Source organism: Paracoccus onubensis, assembly GCF_003591515.1.
In the GTDB taxonomy this organism is placed as follows: domain Bacteria; phylum Pseudomonadota; class Alphaproteobacteria; order Rhodobacterales; family Rhodobacteraceae; genus Paracoccus; species Paracoccus onubensis.
In genome coordinates this window covers 85866-105727 of the sequence record NZ_QZCG01000001.1, presented here as the reverse complement: position 1 = coordinate 105727, position 19862 = coordinate 85866, and the positions used below count along the sequence as shown (strand labels likewise).

Sequence of the window (19862 nt, the reverse complement as noted above, 5' to 3'; positions counted from 1 at the left end):
CGCCTGTTCCTGATGCCCCAGCCCGACCCGCAAGGCGCGTCATGTAGCCATTCCGGTGGCGCGGTCGGGCAAGTATCCCCCTGTGCTTTCGGTTGGCCGCTGACCTTCGGGGCCTCATGAATCGACATTCCGAAAGACCAAGATGCCAAATAATTTCTCCGATATTGCAATCGCGCCGGGTTCGGCACGGGATTCCGCTTCGCCGCAAAGCGCGGTTTCAATCACCGAGCGGCACGAACATATCTGGTTGCGGCAACAGCAGGAGCCCGGCACGATTCTGGCCGCGTTGCTGGGTTTTCGCCTGACAGGAAAGCTGGACGCGACGCGATTGATCCGCGCGTTGGAGGAACTTCCCACCACGATACCGCAATTGGCACACTCTCTGGTCATGACCGATGACGGAGAGCTTTGCGCCCGCCCCGCCCATGTATCGGCCCGTCTGCATCACGCCATCTCTGAATCCGAAGCGATCCTGTCGCTGCAGGAGTTGCAAACTGCCTCCTGGGATCCGGAATCCAAGGCACCGTTCCGATGCGCATTGGTCCTGCTGCCCGACGGGGCGATGCTGGGGCTGGCCTTTCACGCGCTTGCTGGCGGGGCAGAGGTGGCGAATGCAAGCCTGCGCGCCCTGACGGCCCTTTATAACGGCAGCCCGCTTCCATATGCGGTCAAGCCGGGGCCTGCGCTGCCACAAGGAAAACATCCTTCCGGTGCAGATCCGCTGGCAGGGCTGCGCTCTGACATCAGGGTGACGCTGCCGCAGCCGATCCGTCTGGCCCTGAAAACGACAGCCTCGACGGCCGAGCTTGCCAATCAGCTTGCCGCCGCCTTCACCGAAGTTACCGGCACGCCCGCCCCCGATATCGAAACCATCGCGCATCCGCTGCCCGATCTTGCTCTGGCATTGCCGCTGGAGTCATCGGTCGCGGTGGCGCAGCTGACCCATCCCGCGCTGTCGCTTGACGGGGTGACGGTCACGCACCAGCCTTTGGGCACGGCATTCACCGGCGCGGGATTGCTGGTCGGGCTGCGCGAAAACACCGGGCTGGAGATGCTGGCCGGGCCCGATATCTCACCTATGGCCGCGGGATTGGTACTGGAACGCTGCGCCGCGCGGCTGAAATCGGGTACGGCCGATATTCCTTCGGTTGCCGCATCGGTTCCTGTCATCGCCTCCGGCGCCGCTGCCGTTCCTGCCGCCGATGCCAGCCCTGATCTGCAACAGGTCATCCTGAGCGAATTTCGCGCGGCATTACATGACGATAATCTGGGACCGGAGGATGATTTCTTCGATTTCGGCGGTCATTCCCTGACCGCAACCCGCGTTATCGGCCGGCTGCTGGACAAGCACGGGATCGAGATCCATCTTTGCGATCTGTTCAGCCATTCAAGCGCGGCGGCGCTGGCCGGGCTGGCGACAAGAACCGGGCCGGAGCCATGCGGGGAGATCACGGCGCAACCGGAACCGGCGGCTGATGCGCCTGCCTCTGCGCCCTTATCACTGGCCCAGGCATCGCTGTGGCGCGCTTATGCGGGCTTTGGCTATGGCGATATCTTCAATATCCCTTTCGGCCTGCGCTTCCTTGATCCGGTGGACGAAACAATATTCGCACAGGCATTTCGCGATGTTCTGGAACGTCACCTCATCCTGCGCAGCCTGTTCTCGGACAACGAGGGCAAGCCGCGCCAGACCGTCGTGCCGATGGCCGATCTGGACAGCTATCGCTGGTTCTGGCCCTCATCCGAGGCGGATGGCGCAACCCGTGCAAGCGAGGCCGCCCATGTCTTCGACCTTTCCCGCGAATTGCCACTGCGCCTGCGGTTTCTTGTCGAGAATGGCGAACAGATCCTGTCGATGCTGTTCCACCATGTCGTGCTGGACGAATGGTCCGTGGGCCTGCTGATCGCGGATCTCGCCCGGGCCTATGTCAGCCGCGCAGCCGGAAATGCCCCCGTCTGGCCCGAAACCCCGGCACCGTTCCATGAATTCGCGGCACGTCAGGACGCAGCCGGCCCGAACGAGGCGCATCTGGGTTTCTGGACCGATATGCTGCGCGGCGCCCCCGAAGCCGCGCCGCTTTTCGGTAGCGCCGAGGGCAACAGCTCTCCGGCGGGCGGATGGGTCGAATTGCGTGTCGAGCCGGCGATTGCCGAAGGGCTTTACGCGCTTGCCAAGGCCGAGAATGCCTCGCCCTTCAACGTGGTCTATGCCGGGATCGCGGCGGCGCTGCACTGGCTGGGCGGCATTGACGACCTGCTGATCGGGACATCCGCCTCGGGGCGGTTGAAGGCGGAATTCTTCGACACGATCGGTTATTTCACCACCATGGTCGCCCATCGCACCCGCTTTGCCAGCGGCGTGACGGTCCGGGCGCTGGTGGGTCAGGTCCGCGACATGATCAACGGCTCGATGCCGCAGACCGATATTCCTTTGGATCTGGTCAGTGAAAGACTGACCGGGCAGCCACAGCCAATGGATCGCATCTTCGAGGCGTTCATCCAGATCCATGCCCGCAATCCCATGAATGGCAGCTTTGACCTGCCCGATGGCAAGCAAATCCGCTTCCGTCAGATCGACCCGGAAAAGGCCGAGTCGATCCTTGGTCTGCAATTCGAGGTCGTCGAGGATGTCATCGGTCAGGAGCGGAGCCTGCGCGTGATGATAAGCTACCGTTCGGATCGTTATGCAGAGGAGGATGTGAAACGCATCACCGCGACCGTCGGCGAAACCTTCCGGCTTCTGGCCGATCCGGCGCAAGCGGCGCTGCCGCTAAGCGAATTGGCTGCGCGCGCATTGCGATAGGATGACGGGATTGGTTTTGCGTCCCACGATGGCCGGGGGTTTTATATCCTTGGCCCTCCGCAGGATATTTATGTGAAGAAGAAGGGCATGGCCCCACGGCGCTTTCACGCCGGCGCGGGTTCTTCGTCCAGAAGCGCCACGATAGCGCGTGTGGCATTGGCGGGATCGAGCGCGCGCGACAGGAAGGCGGGCAGGTCCCGGCAATGCCGGTCGAACTCGGTGGCGGAAGTCATGGTCGGATCGGCTTCAAGATAAAGCGACATGCCGCCGCCATCGCCGCCCGAGCGGAAGGTGATGTTGAACCCGTCCGCCGGACCGTTCGACAGAACATGACGTTCGCAGATGCAGCCGTCGAATTCCGGAGGATCGAACGGCAGCAGATTGACCAGCGGTGAAAAGAAGAACCGGCTGCCCTCGCCGATGCCGCGATCGGCGGCAAGCTGCTCGACCCGGTAACGCCCGTGTTTCCGAAGGCGGCGCAGATCGCCGGAGAGCCGCGCAACATGATCTTCCAGCGTTTCAGTATCCGGGACATCGACCAGCAGCGGCAGGATATTCACCGCAAGCGAGGGGATCATCGCCGCAGCACTGCCGAGCCTGCTCATATAGGGCAGCCATAATGGCAGGGCGGCGCCGGAATAAGGCACTCGCCGCGCGAGATAGGCCCCCGCCAACAGCACCAGCAGATCGGGCCAGCCGGTTTTCAGCCGTTCGGCACAGCTTTTCATCCGTTGCGGAAAATCCTCGGGCAAGGCGCAAAACGCCGTCAGACCGTCGATACCGTAATCCTCGCCGCCCTTTTGCAGGACCGGGAATGACAGCTCGCCGCTGAGATAGCCGGCCCAATAGTCCCGGTCTTTCGGGAAACGGGATCCCTTCGCATAGGCCCGGTCTTCCTCGATGAAGTGGGCGAAGGGCAGGAACGGATCGCCCGCCGGCCCCTTGCCGGTCAGATGGCGATAAAGCCGGGCGCAGCGTTGTTCCAAAAGCAGCATGCTATAGCCGTCCAGCACCGCGTGATGTCCACGATTATACCAGATCCAGCGGGCCTCCCCTGTGCGGAACAGCCATTGCGCGGACAGCGGATCGCGGCGCAGATCCAGAACCGCTTCGAAATCCCCGCGCATTCTTGCCATGGCCGTGCCATCCGGATCGGGTTCATCCCGCAGATCGAACTGCGCCAGCCGGGGCGCATAGCCGGGGTCGTGCCGCTGGCGGACAGAACCGTCCGGCAGCTCCTGAAAGCGCAGGGACAGGGCATCGGCCTCGGCAATGGTGCGGCTGATGGCCTCGGCCAGTGCCGCCGGATCGGCAGGGCCGTCGATGGTCACGTAATGGGCAACGGTCGAAATCGGCTTGTCGGAGTGAAAACAGAACTCCTCCCAGAAATCGAGTTGCGCGAGGGTCAGCGGCATCCAGCCGTCATGCTGGTCACCATGCAGATCGGGCATCGGGTATCCTTCAAGCTTGGAATGCTGGCATGCGGGCTGGCGGATGGGTTTTGCCGGTCAGGCGGTTTCAAGGCATAGCTGCGACATGTCGCGAGCGGTGCGGCATCGACTGAGCTGGGCGGGACGGAGCGGCTTTCCATAAGCGGCAGACAGACCGTCGGCGATGGGTTTGAGATGCGCGGGCCGCAAGCCCAGCGACAGCAGCGGCTGATCGGGGGTGGCGTCCGGCGCAGGGCCGATGATGCCAAGGCAGATAGCCAGCACATGCTGCGCCGTGTCGCCCGATTGCGGGGCCGGGATATCGGGTTGCGCGGGTTCGGTCAGCATCTGCCGCGCCCGGTTGCGGTCGGATTTGCCATTCGCCGACAGGGGAAGCGCGTCGACCCGCAGGAAGCGCGAGGGGATATGCGATTCCGGAAGATGCTCGCGGGCATGGGCGCGCAGATCGGCGGCCGGGATCATTCTGTCGGCGACATAAAGCGCCGCCAGCGTGACATCGGCCCCCTCGCCGCAATCCACCGCAATGACATGGCGGATGGCCGGGTGACCGATCAGGCCGATCTCGACATCGGCAAGCGACAGGCGCACGCCACGGATCTTGATATAGCCGCCCACACGCTCGGCAAAGATGATGCTGCCATCATCGCGGTAATATCCCCGGTCACCGGTACGGAATGCCCGGACCGGCTGCCCCCGATCGTCGTTCAGCGTCACGAAATCATCGCCCCCGATCCGCCCGCCGGACAGATATCCCAGCGCGAGATTCACCCCGGCGGTATGGATGCGCCCGACAATGCCGGCCGGGCAATGTTCGCCTGAATCCGTGCAGATGAAATAACTGTTGCCCGGCAGGGGGCGGCCATAGGGGACGGTGCCGGTGTCGCCGGCGGCGATTTCGTGCCAGATGCTCCAGATCGTGGTTTCGGTCGGCCCGCCAAGCGAGATCAGCCGCGCTTGGGGCAGTAATCCGCGCAGGGTCGCGATTGTCGCGGGCTTGATATAATCGCCGCCCTGCGCGACCAGCCGCAGGCTGTCCAGATCGCCGGGCTGGCGGCAGGCCAGCAGCATTTCAAGGATCGCCGGGACCGAGCACCAGATCGTTACCCTGTGCTGCCGGACCAGACGGCACCAGTGGATCGCGTCTTTCTCATGATCCGGCATGACCAGCGTCGCGCCGGCGGACATGCTGCCAAACAGGTCGAAAACCGACATGTCGTGATGCAGCGGCGTGACAGAGATCGTCACATCCTCGGGGCCGAGCCGCCAGTTTTGCCTTGTCGCGGCGATGGTGTTGGCGGTGGCGCAATTGTTCAGCACCACGCATTTGGGGCGCCCGGTCGTGCCAGAGGTGTAAAGGTAATAGCCCGGCTGCTCCGACAGGCCGCGGCGGCGAAGCGTCCCGGGTTCGGCGGGGCGGGCATCCGGCGATGCGGCGAATATCGTCTCTGCCGGGACAAAGGGGAAGCCATCTGTCCCGATCGCGGCGACGATCAGGGCGGGGCTGCAATTCTCCAGCAGATAACAACGCCGTTCCTGCGGGGCCGAGGCGTCGATGGGCACCCAGATCAGCCCCTCCAGCGCGCAGGCGAGTTGCAACGCCAGATGTTCGGGCCCGCGCGGCAGGCAGATCGCCACCACATCGCCCTCGGCCAATCCCCGCGCCCGCAATCCGGTCATTGCCGATGCGACCATGCGGCCAAGCCCGGCATAGCTCAGGCATTCCTCGCCGAAATGCAGCGCCGGACGGATGCCGCCCGTCTCGAAGAGGTTGCGGGCGATGGATGTCAGGAAATCCGCCTCCGGTTCGGCCAGCATGTCCGGCGCGGCATTATGGCGATAATGATCCAGTGCCAGAACCTCATGGGACTCAAGCTTCAGTGTGCCCCTGTCGCAGATGGCCAGGATCGCCCGGCCCATGGCATCCAGCATATCCTGTGCAAGCCGCGCGCCCACCGCCCGTTCGGCATGATCGATATTCAGCTCCAGCCCACCTTCGGCATCCAGCGCAAGCCGCAAATCCAGCGCGACCTGCGGAGTCTGGGTCAGGCCACGGATCAGGCGCATCGGGGCGGGCGCGGGACGTTCCCAGCCCATGCCATTGGTCAACACGACCGGCAGCGGCAATGCGCCGCCGCCGTTATTCATCAGCAACCGCCCGATCTCAGGGCCGCTGAAGGCGGTCTGTTCCAGCCCGGCCATCATGTCCGACTGACAACCCGCGGCCCGTTCGGATAGCGTGCCTTTGGTCGCATCGAAACGCAGCGGGATGAAGGTCGAGGCATTCTGCGTTCCCGCCTTTCCCGTTGCGGCATCCGGCGGTGTCACCGGAACCGCGACGCATAGCTGCCCGTCAGCCGTCCAGCGGGCCACCACATCCAGCAGGATCGCGGTCAGGACCGAATTCAGGAACAGGCCCTCTGCCGCACCGATACGCCGCAATTGCCCAAGCAGATCACGAGGCAGACGCAGGGTCTGGCGGCGATAGCGGGAACTGCCGATCTTTTCCAGCGGAACAAGCCAGGGCAGGCGTGGCGGGGTTTCGACGCCGGCAAGATAATCTTTCCAGTAGGCGGCGGCCTTGCGGCGCGCGACCGGGTCCGGTTGCGGCCGGGTAACCGGGGCCTGCGCCGCAAGCGGGGCCTCGTCGAACATCCGGGCCAGCAGGGAACAGATCGACTGCCCGTCAAGGATCAGGGCATCGAAGCGGGCGAAAATCACTACCGGATCACATTCTTCGGGCATCAGGAATGCCCGGACATGCCAAAGCGGGCCGTCAAGGTCGAACATCGCATGGGCGTAATCGTCGCGCAGCCCATCCACCTGCGCCTCGGCTTCGGCGGGCGGCAGATGACGCAGATCCGTTACCTCGAACGGCAATCCGGTTCCGGTCCCGCCCGATGCCGCCCCTGCCGACGGCAATTCGGACAACATCAGGCTGGCCGGATCGATCCGGCTGCGCAGGGCGGGATAAAGCGACATCATATCGATCAGCCGCGCCCGAAGCCTGTCGATCTGGAAATCGCCCCGGTATTCGCGGAATTTCTGCATCGCCACGCCGCCCAGCGGCAAATGTGCGCCCCGCCCCATCAGATAGGCCTGTTGCAGCACCGTCAAAGGCTGCCGCGCGGCATCATGCCAGACAGCAAGCGGCAGATCCGCCGCCTCTGGACTGGCGGCCAGATGGCGGGCATCGGCGGTGAAACGGTCGAAGAGATCGCGTGCCCATGCCTCGTCCACCCGATCCGTCCGCAGGTCCCAGTTGATCAGAAGACCCTCAGTCAGCATGCCGAACTGCACGTCCAGCGCGACCTGCGGCGCCTGTGACATGACCCAGACCATCGGCCCGAACAGCCGCGAGGCCACAGGCCCAAGGATCACCCGTCCCGGCAGATCCAGCCCGGCGGAAAACACCACCGGAGCAGTTTCGACCGTTCCGCGCAGCCGCGAAAGATCGCGCAATACCGCCGTGCCGGAATAGCCATGATGCGACAATGCCGCGAACAGGGTCTCTTGCTGACGTTGGCACAGGACCGCAAAGGGCAGATCGGCAAGCTCGATTCCCAGCACGGTCAGGTCGGACACATCGCCGACCGCCGCCGGATCGCCCTTTTCACGCAGGAAAGTCGGCAGGTTCAGACGGAATTGCCGCTGCCCGGTGGCCTTCCCCAGATGCGCTGCAAACAGCGTCATCATCATTGCCGAAAATGTAACGCGGCTTTGCCGGGCGACATGCCGCAGCGCCTGCACCTCATCCGGGGTCAGCATCGCAAACAGGCGCGTGCTGGCCGGCGCGCCGCCCGTGCCGTCCGGTAAAACCGGCGTCGCGGGCAAAGATTCCAGCCGGTCGCGCCACCAGCCCCGATCTTCGGGGCAGATCCGGCGTGGCGGAGGTGCGGCTAGATATGTCAGTTCCTCGCCTTCATAGGCACGCGCGAGATCTTCGACGATCTGTCCGAAACAGGATGGATCCGCCGTGATCATGTCCAGATCAAGATGCAGCCGCGCCCGGTCCTGCCCCAGAAGGCTAAGCGAGATCTGCATTCCCGCGCCCCGATCCAAAGCAAGCCGCTGATGGGATTTCTCATGCCGGATCTCCGCAAGCCTGCGCTCTTGCGCGGCAGAGGGCTGATCGCGCAGATCCTCGACCTCCAGCGACGGCAGCGGCGCATCGAACGGCATGCCCTCGGCATCTACGCCAAGCGACAGGGCCGGATGGCAGGCGAAAACTTGCCGAAGGGCATCGCGCAACCGGTCTTCATCCAGCAATCCGGTGTCGAATTCAGCATAAAGATGCGCGGAAACGCCCTCGGTCGCGCGGGGGGAATGGCCCCAGACCCAGTAGGCGGCTTGCATCGCGGTCAAGTCCTGCATGATGTCCTGTCGGGATGGTTGACAAATCATGATAAAAATACTCAGTTATAGCCCGCGGTCAACACGCACCGAAGCCACGGGCAGATTTCAGCCCTTAGCCAGACATCGAACAAAATCACGTCAGGTGAGATATGGTAGAGTTTACTCCATGGCCGGAGGCATTTGCCGATCGCTATCGCAAGCTTGGTTACTGGATCGGCAAGCCCCTGCATCATGCAGTCAGCCGTCAAGCGCGGCAGCGACCCGAAGCGATTGCGGTGATCTGCGACGGACGCGAGATCAGCTATCGCGAACTGGACCGCGCCTCGTCGGCACTGGCCGCGCGGTTGCAGGCGGCCGGATTGCGGCATGGCGATACCGCCCTGGTGCAACTGCCGAATGTCGCGGAATTCTACATGGTGTTCCTTGCGCTCATGAAGGCGGGAATCGTGCCGTTGAACGCGCTGTTCACCCATCGCCGGGCCGAGCTTTCCGCCTATGCCGAACAGATCCGGCCACGCCTGCTGGTTGCCTCGCGCAGCCATGAATTGTTCGGGGACGATCGGTTTGCCGAGGAATTGCGGCAGAACGCGCCAGATATGCTGGCGCTGTTTCATGGCGAGGACTCCACCGAAAGATCGCTGCAACACTGGCTTTCGGGGCCGGTGCCACAGGATTTCACGGAAATGCCGACCCCTGCGGATGGTGTGGCCTTCTTTCAGCTGTCAGGCGGCAGCACCGGCACGCCAAAGCTGATCCCGCGCACCCATGACGATTACGATTACAGCATCCGCGAAAGCGCCGTGATCTGCGGGCTGACGCCCGAGACCCGCTATCTCTGCGCCATGCCCGCGCCGCATAACTACCTGATGAGTTCACCCGGCGCGCTTGGCGTGTTTCATGCGGGCGGGACGGTTGTTCTGGCGGCAAACCCGGATCCGGCGCTGTGCTTCGATCTGGTCCGGCACCATCGCGTGACGATGGCGGCGCTGGTGCCTTCGGCGGTGCTGTTATGGCTTGAGGCGGCCGAGCGCGACAATTCCGCCCTGACCTCGCTGCAACTGGTGCAGGTGGGCGGGGCAAGCTTCGCCGAGGCCACCGCCCGCCGGCTACCCGAAACGCTGGGCTGCGCATTGCAGCAGGTCTTCGGCATGGCCGAGGGTCTGGTGAACTATACCCGCCTTGACGATCCCGCGGAGCGTATCCTTACCACGCAGGGCCGCCCGATCAGTCCCGATGACGAGATTCGCGTGGTTGGCCCGGACGGTCAGGACCTGCCGGATGGTGAAGCCGGATTGCTGGCGACGCGGGGACCCTATACGTTCCGCGGCTATTATCGCAGCCCCGAGCATAACGTCCGCAGCTTCGATGCCGACGGGTTCTATTTCACCGGCGATATCGTCGAGCGCACACCCGAGGGCTATCTGCGCGTCGTCGGCCGGGTCAAGGATCAGATCAATCGCGGCGGAGAGAAGATTGCCGCCGAAGAGATCGAGCATCTGTTGCAACGTCATCCCGCCGTTCATGCCGCCGCGCTTGTGGCGATGGGCGATGCACGTCTGGGCGAACGCAGCTGCGCCTTCATCGTCCCGCGCGAGAAGCTGAGGGCGGTTGAATTGCGGCGGCATCTGATGACGCTGGGAATCGCCGAATACAAACTGCCCGACCGGGTTCGCTTCATCGACCAGATGCCGCTGACTCCGGTGGGCAAGACCGACAAGGTCAGACTGCGCGACATGCTTCTGCAGGAAGATGCCGCATGCGCATGATTTCAAAATCACAATCGGAATGGAAGGATTTTCCGGAATGACTGAGACGCTTACCGATGCCGATTGGCTGCAAGCCCGCGTCACCGAACTGATCGAGGATGAGGACAGTATCGACCCCGAGGAAAGCCTGATCTTCTACGGCCTTGATTCCATCCGCATCATGACTTTGGCCGGAGAGTTGAAAGAGCGGGGCATTCAGGTCAGCTTCGAAGAACTGGCCCGCAACCCCACCCTGAACGCATGGTCGGAACTGATCCGCGAACGCCGCGCCGGGTGAACGACGGCGGCCTTGCCTTTGCACTGCGGCAGGTGGGCGATGAGGCGGATCTGCCCCTCCTGCCCGCGGAAATCGCCGCAGCCCGGCCCCGGCGGCGAGCCGAATATGCCGCCGGACGATTGGCAGCGCGGGCGGCGCTGCGGCGGCTGACCGGGCAGGCCGCCCTGATCGGCATGGGGCCGGATCGCCTGCCCCTGTGGCCCAAGGGCACCATCGGCTCGATCAGCCACAACCGCCGGAACGCGGTGGCGCTGGTCGCCTGTGCGCGGCGCTATCACGCAGCCGGGATCGATATCGAAACGGTGATGGATGTCTCGGCCGCGCGGGACGTGATCCCGGTGATCGGTCCGGTCGCGGAAAAGGATCCGCTAAGCCTGACGCTGGCCTTTTCGGCCAAGGAAAGCCTGTTCAAGGCGCTGTATCCGCATGTCGGCTATTTCGGCTTTCAGGCGGCGCGGTTCGACGCCCCCTGCTCGCTTGTCCTGACGCAGGATTTGTCGCCCGACTGGCCTGCGGGCCATCGCTTTGCGGTGCATTACCGGATCGGGCGCGGGCGGGTTCTGACATGGATCGCGCTTCACGCGCGCAATGTCGCCCCGCCATCCACATAAAGATCGGTCATGGTGATCTGCCCGGCCTGATCGGATAGCAGGAACATCGCGGCGGCGGCGATATCCTCGGGCGCGGCCAGCTTGCCCAGCGGAATGCCGGTGCGATAGCTGGCCGGGTCGCCGGCGATCACCTTGGCGGCGCCGCTTTCATCGGCCCACATCCCGGTCTGCATCGGCGTCAGCGTCGATCCGGGGGCAAGGATATTGCAGCGGATGCCGTGCCCCGCAAGTTCCAGCCCCACGCAGCGCGTCAGCATCGCAATGGCCGCTTTCGACGCGGCATAGGCCGCCATGTTCTGCCGGGGAACCCCAGCGGCATTCGAGCCGACCACGACGATTGACCCCTTGCCACGCGGCAGCATGACCCGGCCCAAAGCTTGCAGAACGTTGAAACAGCCTCCGGCATTGACGCTCATTACCCGTTCCCATTCGGCCGGGGTCAGGTCAAGAACGGGCGTCGTGGACAATATCCCCGCCGCATGCACGGCAAGCGATAACGGCCCCACGGTTTCCTCGGCCAGCGCGACGCAATCCGCGACGGCAACAGGATCGCTGACATCCAGCCTGTGCCAGTGAACGGTCTCGTTGCTGTCCCATTCCAGCAGCCCGTCCAGCGCCTCGGGGATATCGGTCGCGAATACTCTTGCGCCCGCCGCATGCAGGGCCGCGACCAGGGCAAGACCGATGCCGCCCGCCGCGCCGGTTACGAAAGCGGCCCGATTGGAAAAACCTTCCAGTTTCATGCTGTCGCCTCCAATGCCGCGATCAACGCATCCGTTCCGGTCACCACGCCGCTGTAACCCGCCGCCATCGACATCGCCATATCATGCCCGGCGCGATCGAAATCGGCCTGGGCATCCGCAATGACAAATGGCTGGATGTCGCGCTGGAATGCCTCGACCGCGGTCGCGAAACAGCCGATATGCGCATAGATCCCGGCAATCGCCAGCTGATCCCGCCCTCGGGCGCGCATCAGATGTTCGAGATTCGAACGCTGGAACGCACTGTAACGATGCTTGACCAGCACGATATCGCCCGCCGCAGGGGCGAGTTCGGGCAGGATATCTTCATGCTCGGGTACGGCCTTCATCCCCGGCCCCCAAAGATCGGCCTGCAAGCCGCGATCCGCCAGAAGCTGATTGCCTTTCTGCGCCGTGTAAAAGATCGGCACACCATGCTGCCGTGCCGATTGCAGCAGTCGTGCGATATTCGCGATCACCCCGGAAAGCGGGGCCGTATCCTGTTTGTAGGCGGCGCAGAAATACCGCTGCATGTCATGCACCAGCAGGGCCATCCGCCCGGATTCCGCCTGCCACGGCGCTTTCGAGTCCGGCAACTCGCGCGGGGTGGGCAGATCATAGGCGGCGATGGTAGGAAGAGACATCAAGATACTCCGGTCGATGTTATTGGGCGATGCCGGTTGCGGAGGGCAGGCCGAAAGCCCTGAGCAATGCTTCGAATTTGGCGGCGGTCTCGGCCGCTTCCGCCGCCGGGTCCGAGCCGGGCACGATGCCCGCCCCTGCGTAAAGACGGGCGCGGCTGCCGCAAATTTCGGCGCAGCGGATGGCGACATACCATGAGCCGTCACCGTTCGCGGTACTCCAGCCGACCGCTCCGGCGTAGAAATCGCGGTCCACCGGCTCAAGATCGCGGATCAGCCCGGCGGCGCGTTCACGCGGAAGTCCGCAGACGGCAGGGGTGGGATGCAGACAGCCCGCCAGCACCACCGAAGGGATGTCGTTTTCTTTCAGCACCCCTTCAAGGCGCGTGCCCAGATGCCACATGCTGCGGGTCGAGGTCAGTCCGGTGCCTTCGGGCGCGCCGAGTTCACGGCAATAAGGCGACAATGTATCAAGGATATATTCCACCACCATCGCATGTTCGCGCCGGTCCTTTTCCGATGCGGCAAGGCCGCTTGCCGCCGCCGCATCCGCCTGTGGATCGCGACTGCGCCGCGCCGATCCGGCAAGGGGGAAGGACGACACGCGCGAGCCGGATTTCTCCACCAACAATTCGGGCGTCGCTCCGACAAGGAACCTGCCCTGCCGTTCGGGGCTATGGGGCAAGGCGACCTGATAGGCGGTAGCCGCCGGGTCTTCGGTCAGCCGCGACAGCAGCCCCGGCAACGAGATGGAGCGTTCAGCCTGAACCGCCAATGTGCGGGCAAGCACGATCTTGCGCAGCCGTTCGTCTCCTGTCTCGTCCTCCATGATCCGCAGCGCCCGGGCGACGGCCTCCGCATAGATCCTTGCCGAAGGTTCCGCCTGCACTCCGACCGTGGATGCGGGCGCCCGGTCGGTGGCGGGTGAGATTTCATAGCTGAGACGGTCAGTCAGCCACAGGTAGTCATCCGCATCGCGGTCAAAGGGCAGCGCGCCGCCGATTGCCGCGTCCGCGCCGGCGGAAGACAGCGCTGTGGTCACGCGTTCTTCCAGCGTTTCCGCCGGCCCACGCGCGACCGGGCGCGCCGCGCCGCGGCCGGCGACAAATCCGCGTGCGCCGCCAAAGGTGAAATAGGGCAAAGTCGTTTCTGCCCTGTCGGGCATGAAGTCTTGCAACATCGAAGTCATGGGGAATTCCTTCAGTTATCCACCCCGGAAGCAGAGGTCGTGCCGGACTTGCTTTCGCGGGTGACGGGATTGCGGTCGGGCCAATGCGCGACCTGCTGGCGGATGAACCACTCGCTGACCTGTGCGAAAAGCGGAGCGATAAAATCCGAGGACAGGCCAAGGGAAGCCGCCCATTCGGCGCGGTCGTCCAGCATCGCGCGAACCCGCTCGGGCGCGGGGACCGAGGCGAGATCGGGTTTGAAATCGGCTGCGCGCTGGACATAGTCGAGACGCAACGCCAGCAATTCGATCATCCGACGGTCAATGCCGTCGATTCCCTCGCGGATATCGTCAAGGGAACGTGCGTCGTCCGGCAAAACCGGATGCAGCCCGGGCTCGTCATGCGTGAGCCTGCTCATGCTGTCACCTCCCCGCCGAAATGCTCTTGCCGCAGCATTTCGCGTAATTGCCGCTTATTGATCTTGCCGACGCCAGTCTGCGGGAAAGAGGCGACAAAGATCACCTCGTCGGGGATCTTGAAGCCGGCAAGACCCGCATCGCGCAGATGACGGCGCAGCGACAGCGCGGAAGGACGCGGGTCGCGGGGGATGACGATGGCGCAGGCACACTCGCCCATCCTGGCGTCAGGGCGGGCCACCACTGCGGCATCCACGACCGAAGGGTGATAAAGCAGCAGATCCTCGACCTCGTCGACGCCGATCTTTTCACCGCCGCAATTGATCTGATCCTTGTCGCGCCCCTCGACGGTCAGATAGCCGTCTTCATTGCGGCTGACGATATCGCCACTGCGATAGAACCCGTCCGGCGTGAAGGATTCGCGATCGACATCGGGACGGTTGAAATAACCACGGATCGTATAGGGACCGCGTACCTGCAACTCGCCGGTCTGCCCCGGCCCGGCCTCGGTCCCGTCGGGGCGGATCACCCGCAATTCGTCCCATTCGGACATGGGCCTGCCCTGGGTCTGGATGACCCGCAGTTCCGGGTCGTCCAGCCCGGTATAGCAGATCAGCCCCTCGGCCATGCCCAGTACCTGCTGAAGACGGCAGCCCAGTTCCGGCAGGATCCGCCGTGCCGTCGAGGGATTGAGCTTGGCGCCGCCGACCTGCAGAAGCTCCAGCGACAGGGGCGCTTTCACCGATTCCAGCCACAGAAGCACCAGCGGCGGAACCAGAGCGGTGACGGTAACGCCATGTTCTGCGATCAGCCCGAAACAGGTATCGGGCGATGGATTGGACGCGATCACCACGGTGCCGCCCGACATCAACGTCCCGATAAATCCGGGACAGGCCATCGGGAAGTTATGCGACATCGGCAATGCGCACAGATAACGGGTCGCCTGCGAAAACCCGCTGGCGCGCGCGGCGCAACGCACATTGTAGATATATTCCATATGTCTGCGCGGGATCAGCTTGGGAACGCCGGTTGTGCCGCCCGAAATCTGGAAACAGGCAACATCCTCGGCGTCGGGCGCCTCCCATTCGGGGGACTCGTCCTGCTGGTAAAGCGCATCAAGATCCGTCCCCAGCACGACGATATGGCGCAACGAGGGCGTGGCCTTCTGAACCCGATGCGCCATCGCCACCATATCGAATCCCTCGACACTGGCGGGAATGAAACAGGCTTTCGCTTCGGAAAACGCGGCGAACTGGCCGATTTCCAGATCGCGATGGGCGGGCAATGCCAGGACCGGCACCACCCCCAATCGGAACAGCGCAAAACACAGCTCGATGAATTCGGCGCAATTGGGAAGCTGGACGATAACCCGGTCGCCGCGCCGCAGGCCCAGCCTGTACAACCCGCAGGCAAGCGCCAGCGAGCGATCACGCAAATCGGCATAGCCAAAGCGGCGCGTTCCGTCGATTACTGCCAGCCGGTCATCATGAGTCGCAGCCAGATCGTCCAGAATGTCGCTGAAGGTTCGGGCCTGCCAAAGCCCGGCCTTGCGATAGGTTTCCGCAAGCTCGGCGGGCCAAAATGGGCAGAGAGCCTGCCACCCCGGTGGAGTCTGGGACATGTCGCCATCCTTTCGCGCAAAACATCTGCGATTGTTACAATCGCTCCCGTTTTGGCTTGGGCGGACTGGCGGTTACGTCGTCCTCACCTTGCTTAACCTACAAATTTAATAAGGATCGTATGCCACCCAAACATCCCCCATGTAAAGTGCCATTAGGCAAGACATGCCCGCGTTGGCAGAATCCGGAGCATTGGGGCATTCGTCCTGCCCCGCCGCGCGAGTATTTCGGACCGGAGCGGGTTCTGCCCGAAGGCGTGAAATGCTCCCGATATGATACCCGGCTGTTGCAGATAGTCTTCGTCACCACAGCGGAACATCACTCGAACTCTGCATTTCGCCGTATCTGAACCCGATATTCACACTTGCCAAGAATAAGCCACAGCGCGATCCTGTGTCAGTTGCACAGGAGCTTGCGATGCGATTGATGTTTCTTGTCCTTCTGCTGCTGCCGATGCCCGCGGGGGCCTTTATGGCCAAGAATGGCATGATAGCGACACAGATCAGCCCCACCGAGATCGAGGTTCACCATGAAGTGCGGCGGGACGACACCGAATATTGGTGCGCTGCGGGCGATTTCACACGGCGTGTTCTGGGATTGCCAAGCGAGACCCGGATCTGGCGGGCCTCGCCCAAACCGCGCGAGGCAGGAAAGGGCATCATCTTTACGCTTGATTCCGCCAGGAAAGCGGAAGGCGCGGGGCTGTCGCAGTTTGGTTCCGGAGCAAGGGACGGCTCTCTGTCGGCGGGGATGGCCGCGACGAATTTCTGCCAGCAGAACCTGCCTTACTGGCGGGACTGAACAAGGCCGGTTCAGGGCAGGACGCTGCACAATTGCCGGATTCCCGCATCAATCCCCGCCTGTCCGCGATTCGCTGAAGGATATGACTTGCCCAGCTTGTCGCCATGCTGGCATATTCACGCCCATGCGCAATAACATAACAGACGACACCGATGCCCCCCGCCTTCGTATCCGGATCCTGTTCGGGGAAGCCCTGATGCTTGGTCCCGGAAAAGTCGATCTTCTGGAACGGATTCAGCAATTCGGGTCGATTGCGGCCGCCGGGCGCTCGATGAGCATGAGTTACAAGCGCGCATGGTCTCTGGTGGAGGAAATGAACAGGGCGTTCAAGACGCCTCTGGTCGACTCGTCGCGTGGCGGCGCAAAGGGAGGCGGCGCGTCTCTGACCGAGGCCGGGGAAGAGGTGCTGGTGAATTACCGCAAGCTCGAAGAAATCATGGCAGAGGCCGGAGCGGCGCGGATCAGCAGTATCCGCGCGATGCTGCGGGATATTCCCGAAGGAAAATAACGCTTGATCGATCTGACCGGGGTTGCGATATGTTTTCCTGGCTATATCAAACGCAGGAAGATTCGCATGTCCGTCAAACTCCGCCTTCGCCCGACCGCCGGCATCGCCGTATTCTTGCTATCCCTCCCCGCAATTCTTCCGGCAGCGGCGGAGGCAGATGAAATCACCGTTTTCGCGGCTGCAAGCCTGACCAATGCCCTTGCCGAAATCGAAGAGAGTTTCGAGGCCGAAACCGATCATGATGTCGTGGTCTCGCTTGCCGGCTCCTCGGCTCTGGCGCGTCAGATCCAGGAGGGTGCGCCCGCCGATATTTTCATCTCGGCCAGCCCGGAATGGATGGATGCCGTGGAAGAGGACGACCTGCTGGAAGCGGATACGCGCTTTGACCTTCTGGAAAACTCCATCGTGCTGATTGCTTCCGGCACCGATGCCGCGCCGGTCGAGATCACGCCCGATATCGACCTGCCGGGTCTGCTTGACGGCGGCAAGCTTGCCATGGCGCTGGTCGATGCGGTGCCGGCGGGCGTCTATGGCAAGGCATCGCTGGAAAGCCTTGGCCTGTGGGAAGATGTCGAGGATCAGGTGGCGCAGGCCGATAATGTGCGCGCGGCACTGCAACTGGTGGCGACGGGCGAAGCCCCCTATGGCATCGTCTATGCTACGGATGCCGTGGCCGAAGACGATGTGACGGTCGTAGGCACCTTTCCCACCGACAGTCATCCGCCCATCGTCTACCCGGTGGCCGATCTCAATACCCGCGACATTCCCGGAGAGACCGAGTTTCTTGAATATCTTCGCGGTCCTGAAGCAAAAGCAGCCTTCGAGGGTCAGGGCTTTGTCGTCATTCCTCAATAAACCGGAATGACGAACTGGCTTGGCCCCGACGAATGGAGCGCGGTCGCGCTTTCCCTGCAGGTTTCTTTCTGGGCAACGCTTGTCAGTTTGCCGCTGGGCGTTTTCGTCGCCTATGCGCTGGCCCGTTGGAACTTCCCGGGCAAGCAGTTGCTGAATGGTCTTGTCCATCTGCCGCTGATCCTGCCGCCGGTGGTCACGGGCTATCTCCTGTTGCTGACGATGGGCACAAAGGGACCGATAGGCGGTTTTCTGGCCGAGTTGGGGATTGTCTTCGCCTTCCGCTGGACAGGTGCCGCGCTGGCGGCGGGCGTCATGGCTTTCCCGCTTATGGTGCGCGCGATCCGGCTGTCCATCGAGGCGGTGGATCCCAGACTGGAACAGGCAAGCGCCACGCTGGGCGCCTCGCCGCTTTGGGTTTTTCTGACGGTGACCCTGCCCATGACCTTGCCCGGAATCCTCGTCGGGGCCATCCTTGCCTTCGCCAAGGCAATGGGCGAGTTCGGCGCAACGATAACCTTCGTTTCGAACATCCCCGGCCAGACCCGCACCATTCCCTCGGCGATCTACGCGTTCCTTCAGGTTCCGGGGGGTGAGGATTCGGCGTTGAAGCTGGTGATCGTCTCGATCGTGATCGCGATGAGCGCATTGCTTCTTTCCGAGATCGTCAGTCGTCGCGTGGCGGCCCGGCTGGAGGGCAGATGATGCTTGAAATCACCCTACGCCACGCATTTCCCGGCTTTATGCTGAATGCGGCCATCAAGGCCCCTCCGGGCGTGACGGTCTTGTTTGGCCGCTCGGGCGCCGGCAAGACGACTATCGTGAATGCGGTGGCGGGACTTCTGATCCCGGATGAGGGCCGGATCGCATCGGGGGACTGGGTGCTTCTGGACACCGGGCGCGGCATCCGTCTGCGGCCATATCAGCGTCGTCTTGGCTATATCTTTCAGGAAGGCCGGCTGTTTCCGCATATGACCGTGCGCCAGAATCTGGGTTACGGCGCGTGGTTCGCCCCCAAAGATGCCCCGCGCGAGAAGATGGACCATGTGGTGGACATGCTTGGCATCGGCCCGCTTCTCGACCGCCGCCCCGCCGCGCTTTCCGGCGGAGAGAAACAGCGCGTCGCCATCGGGCGGGCACTTCTTTCGGCGCCGCGCCTGATCCTTGCCGACGAGCCGCTTGCCGCATTGGACGAAGAGCGCAAGGCCGAGATCCTGCCTTATTTCGAGCGGCTGCGCGACGAGGTTTCCATTCCCATCCTTTACGTGAGCCATTCGGCAACCGAGGTTGCGCGGCTGGCGACGACCGTTGCGGTGCTGGAATCGGGACAGGTGGTCCGGCAGGGTCAGGCTGCGGAGGTTCTGGGCGACCCTGCGGTGCTGCCGATGGGCGCCCGCGAGGCAGGCGCGATCCTGACCGCAAGGGTCGTTGCCCATCATTCAGACGGGCTGACCGAACTGGATGCGAAGAATGTGCCGCTTTTCCTGCCTCATATAGACCGGAAACCGGGCGAGATGGTCCGGGTGCGCATCGCCGCGCATGATGTCATGCTTTCCCGCAACCGGCCCGAAGGACTGTCGGCGCTCAATATCCTGCCGGGCGTGGCGCAGGAGATCCATCTTGGCGAAGGTCCCGGCGCAATCATCGCAATCGAGACGCAAGCGGGCCGGCTGCTTGCGCGGATCACGCGCCGTTCGGTGCAGGCGCTGGAGCTTGTGCCGGGCGCGCAGGTCCATGCGATCATCAAAACCGTATCCGTCGCGCCCTCGGCGATCGGTGGAGGTGGACCCGAAAAGCGATAGCGCATCCGCGATACCGGCATGGCGCAACAGAATCGTTGGCAATTTTCCTGATT

General features: G+C 63.3%; 16 protein-coding genes. 9 read left to right on the top strand and 7 right to left on the bottom strand.

Features of this window, described 5'->3' with window-relative positions; genetic code table 11:
- Nucleotides 1-142: 142 nt before the first annotated feature.
- Complete coding sequence (locus D3P04_RS00510) at nucleotides 143-2803, top strand: condensation domain-containing protein (RefSeq protein WP_119744856.1); 2661 nt, start codon at nucleotides 143-145, stop codon at nucleotides 2801-2803.
- 104 nt (nucleotides 2804-2907) lie between these two features.
- Here D3P04_RS00510 and D3P04_RS00505 read toward each other — a convergent pair whose 3' ends face one another.
- Both D3P04_RS00505 and D3P04_RS00500 read right to left on the bottom strand, forming a co-directional pair.
- Entirely contained in the window at nucleotides 2908-4254 is a 1347-nt protein-coding gene (locus D3P04_RS00505) for a condensation domain-containing protein (RefSeq protein ID WP_119744854.1), read from the bottom strand.
- Nucleotides 4255-4311: 57 nt separating this feature from the next.
- Entirely contained in the window at nucleotides 4312-8625 is a 4314-nt protein-coding gene (locus tag D3P04_RS00500; RefSeq protein WP_220475220.1) for an AMP-binding protein, read from the bottom strand.
- Nucleotides 8626-8756: 131 nt separating this feature from the next.
- Here D3P04_RS00500 and D3P04_RS00495 point away from each other — a divergent pair, with 131 nt between their 5' ends.
- The 3 genes from D3P04_RS00495 to D3P04_RS00485 are packed head-to-tail and all read left to right on the top strand — an operon-like array spanning nucleotide 8757 to nucleotide 11261.
- A complete protein-coding gene (locus D3P04_RS00495) occupies nucleotides 8757-10373 on the top strand; it encodes a (2,3-dihydroxybenzoyl)adenylate synthase (protein ID WP_119744852.1) in 1617 nt (538 codons plus the stop codon).
- 37 nt (nucleotides 10374-10410) lie between these two features.
- Nucleotides 10411-10650, top strand: coding sequence for a phosphopantetheine-binding protein (locus D3P04_RS00490; RefSeq protein ID WP_269902610.1), 240 nt, complete (start codon nucleotides 10411-10413; stop codon nucleotides 10648-10650).
- Entirely contained in the window at nucleotides 10614-11261 is a 648-nt protein-coding gene (locus tag D3P04_RS00485; protein WP_119744849.1) for a 4'-phosphopantetheinyl transferase family protein, read from the top strand. Before D3P04_RS00490 ends, D3P04_RS00485 begins: the two co-directional genes overlap by 37 nt.
- Here the strand turns inward: D3P04_RS00485 and D3P04_RS00480 are convergent.
- Genes D3P04_RS00480 through D3P04_RS00460 form a run of 5 tightly spaced genes read right to left on the bottom strand, consistent with a single transcriptional unit; the run spans nucleotide 11228 to nucleotide 15848 of the window.
- Nucleotides 11228-12004: a 2,3-dihydro-2,3-dihydroxybenzoate dehydrogenase gene (locus D3P04_RS00480; RefSeq protein ID WP_119744847.1), complete on the bottom strand. Its 777-nt coding sequence runs from the start codon at nucleotides 12002-12004 to the stop codon at nucleotides 11228-11230. The genes D3P04_RS00485 and D3P04_RS00480 overlap by 34 nt on opposite strands.
- On the bottom strand, nucleotides 12001-12645 hold the full coding sequence (locus D3P04_RS00475; RefSeq protein ID WP_119744845.1) for an isochorismatase family protein: 645 nt from the start codon (nucleotides 12643-12645) through the stop codon (nucleotides 12001-12003). Before D3P04_RS00475 ends, D3P04_RS00480 begins: the two co-directional genes overlap by 4 nt.
- A gap of 19 nt (nucleotides 12646-12664) precedes the next feature.
- Nucleotides 12665-13831 carry an isochorismate synthase gene (locus D3P04_RS00470; RefSeq protein ID WP_119744843.1) on the bottom strand — a complete coding sequence of 389 codons (1167 nt, stop codon included), beginning with the start codon at nucleotides 13829-13831 and terminating at the stop codon, nucleotides 12665-12667.
- A gap of 11 nt (nucleotides 13832-13842) precedes the next feature.
- On the bottom strand, nucleotides 13843-14229 hold the full coding sequence (locus D3P04_RS00465; protein ID WP_119744841.1) for a chorismate mutase family protein: 387 nt from the start codon (nucleotides 14227-14229) through the stop codon (nucleotides 13843-13845).
- Nucleotides 14226-15848 (bottom strand): (2,3-dihydroxybenzoyl)adenylate synthase, encoded by a 1623-nt coding sequence (locus D3P04_RS00460; RefSeq protein ID WP_119744839.1) that lies wholly within the window; start codon nucleotides 15846-15848, stop codon nucleotides 14226-14228. Before D3P04_RS00460 ends, D3P04_RS00465 begins: the two co-directional genes overlap by 4 nt.
- Before the next feature lie 415 nt (nucleotides 15849-16263).
- Here D3P04_RS00460 and D3P04_RS00455 point away from each other — a divergent pair, with 415 nt between their 5' ends.
- The 5 genes from D3P04_RS00455 (at nucleotide 16264) to modC (ending at nucleotide 19809) form a co-directional block, all read left to right on the top strand.
- Complete coding sequence (locus D3P04_RS00455; protein WP_119744837.1) at nucleotides 16264-16647, top strand: hypothetical protein; 384 nt, start codon at nucleotides 16264-16266, stop codon at nucleotides 16645-16647.
- 196 nt (nucleotides 16648-16843) lie between these two features.
- The gene (locus tag D3P04_RS00450; protein ID WP_182912686.1) at nucleotides 16844-17155 is read left to right on the top strand and encodes a winged helix-turn-helix domain-containing protein; all 312 of its coding nucleotides are present in this window, start codon (nucleotides 16844-16846) and stop codon (nucleotides 17153-17155) included.
- Nucleotides 17156-17221: 66 nt separating this feature from the next.
- Nucleotides 17222-18010, top strand: coding sequence for a molybdate ABC transporter substrate-binding protein (gene modA / locus D3P04_RS00445; protein ID WP_119745562.1), 789 nt, complete (start codon nucleotides 17222-17224; stop codon nucleotides 18008-18010).
- 6 nt (nucleotides 18011-18016) lie between these two features.
- Complete coding sequence (gene modB, locus D3P04_RS00440; protein ID WP_119744833.1) at nucleotides 18017-18712, top strand: molybdate ABC transporter permease subunit; 696 nt, start codon at nucleotides 18017-18019, stop codon at nucleotides 18710-18712.
- Nucleotides 18712-19809 (top strand): molybdenum ABC transporter ATP-binding protein, encoded by a 1098-nt coding sequence (gene modC, locus D3P04_RS00435; protein ID WP_119745560.1) that lies wholly within the window; start codon nucleotides 18712-18714, stop codon nucleotides 19807-19809. Before modB ends, modC begins: the two co-directional genes overlap by 1 nt.
- The last annotated feature ends 53 nt before the right edge of the window (nucleotides 19810-19862 follow it).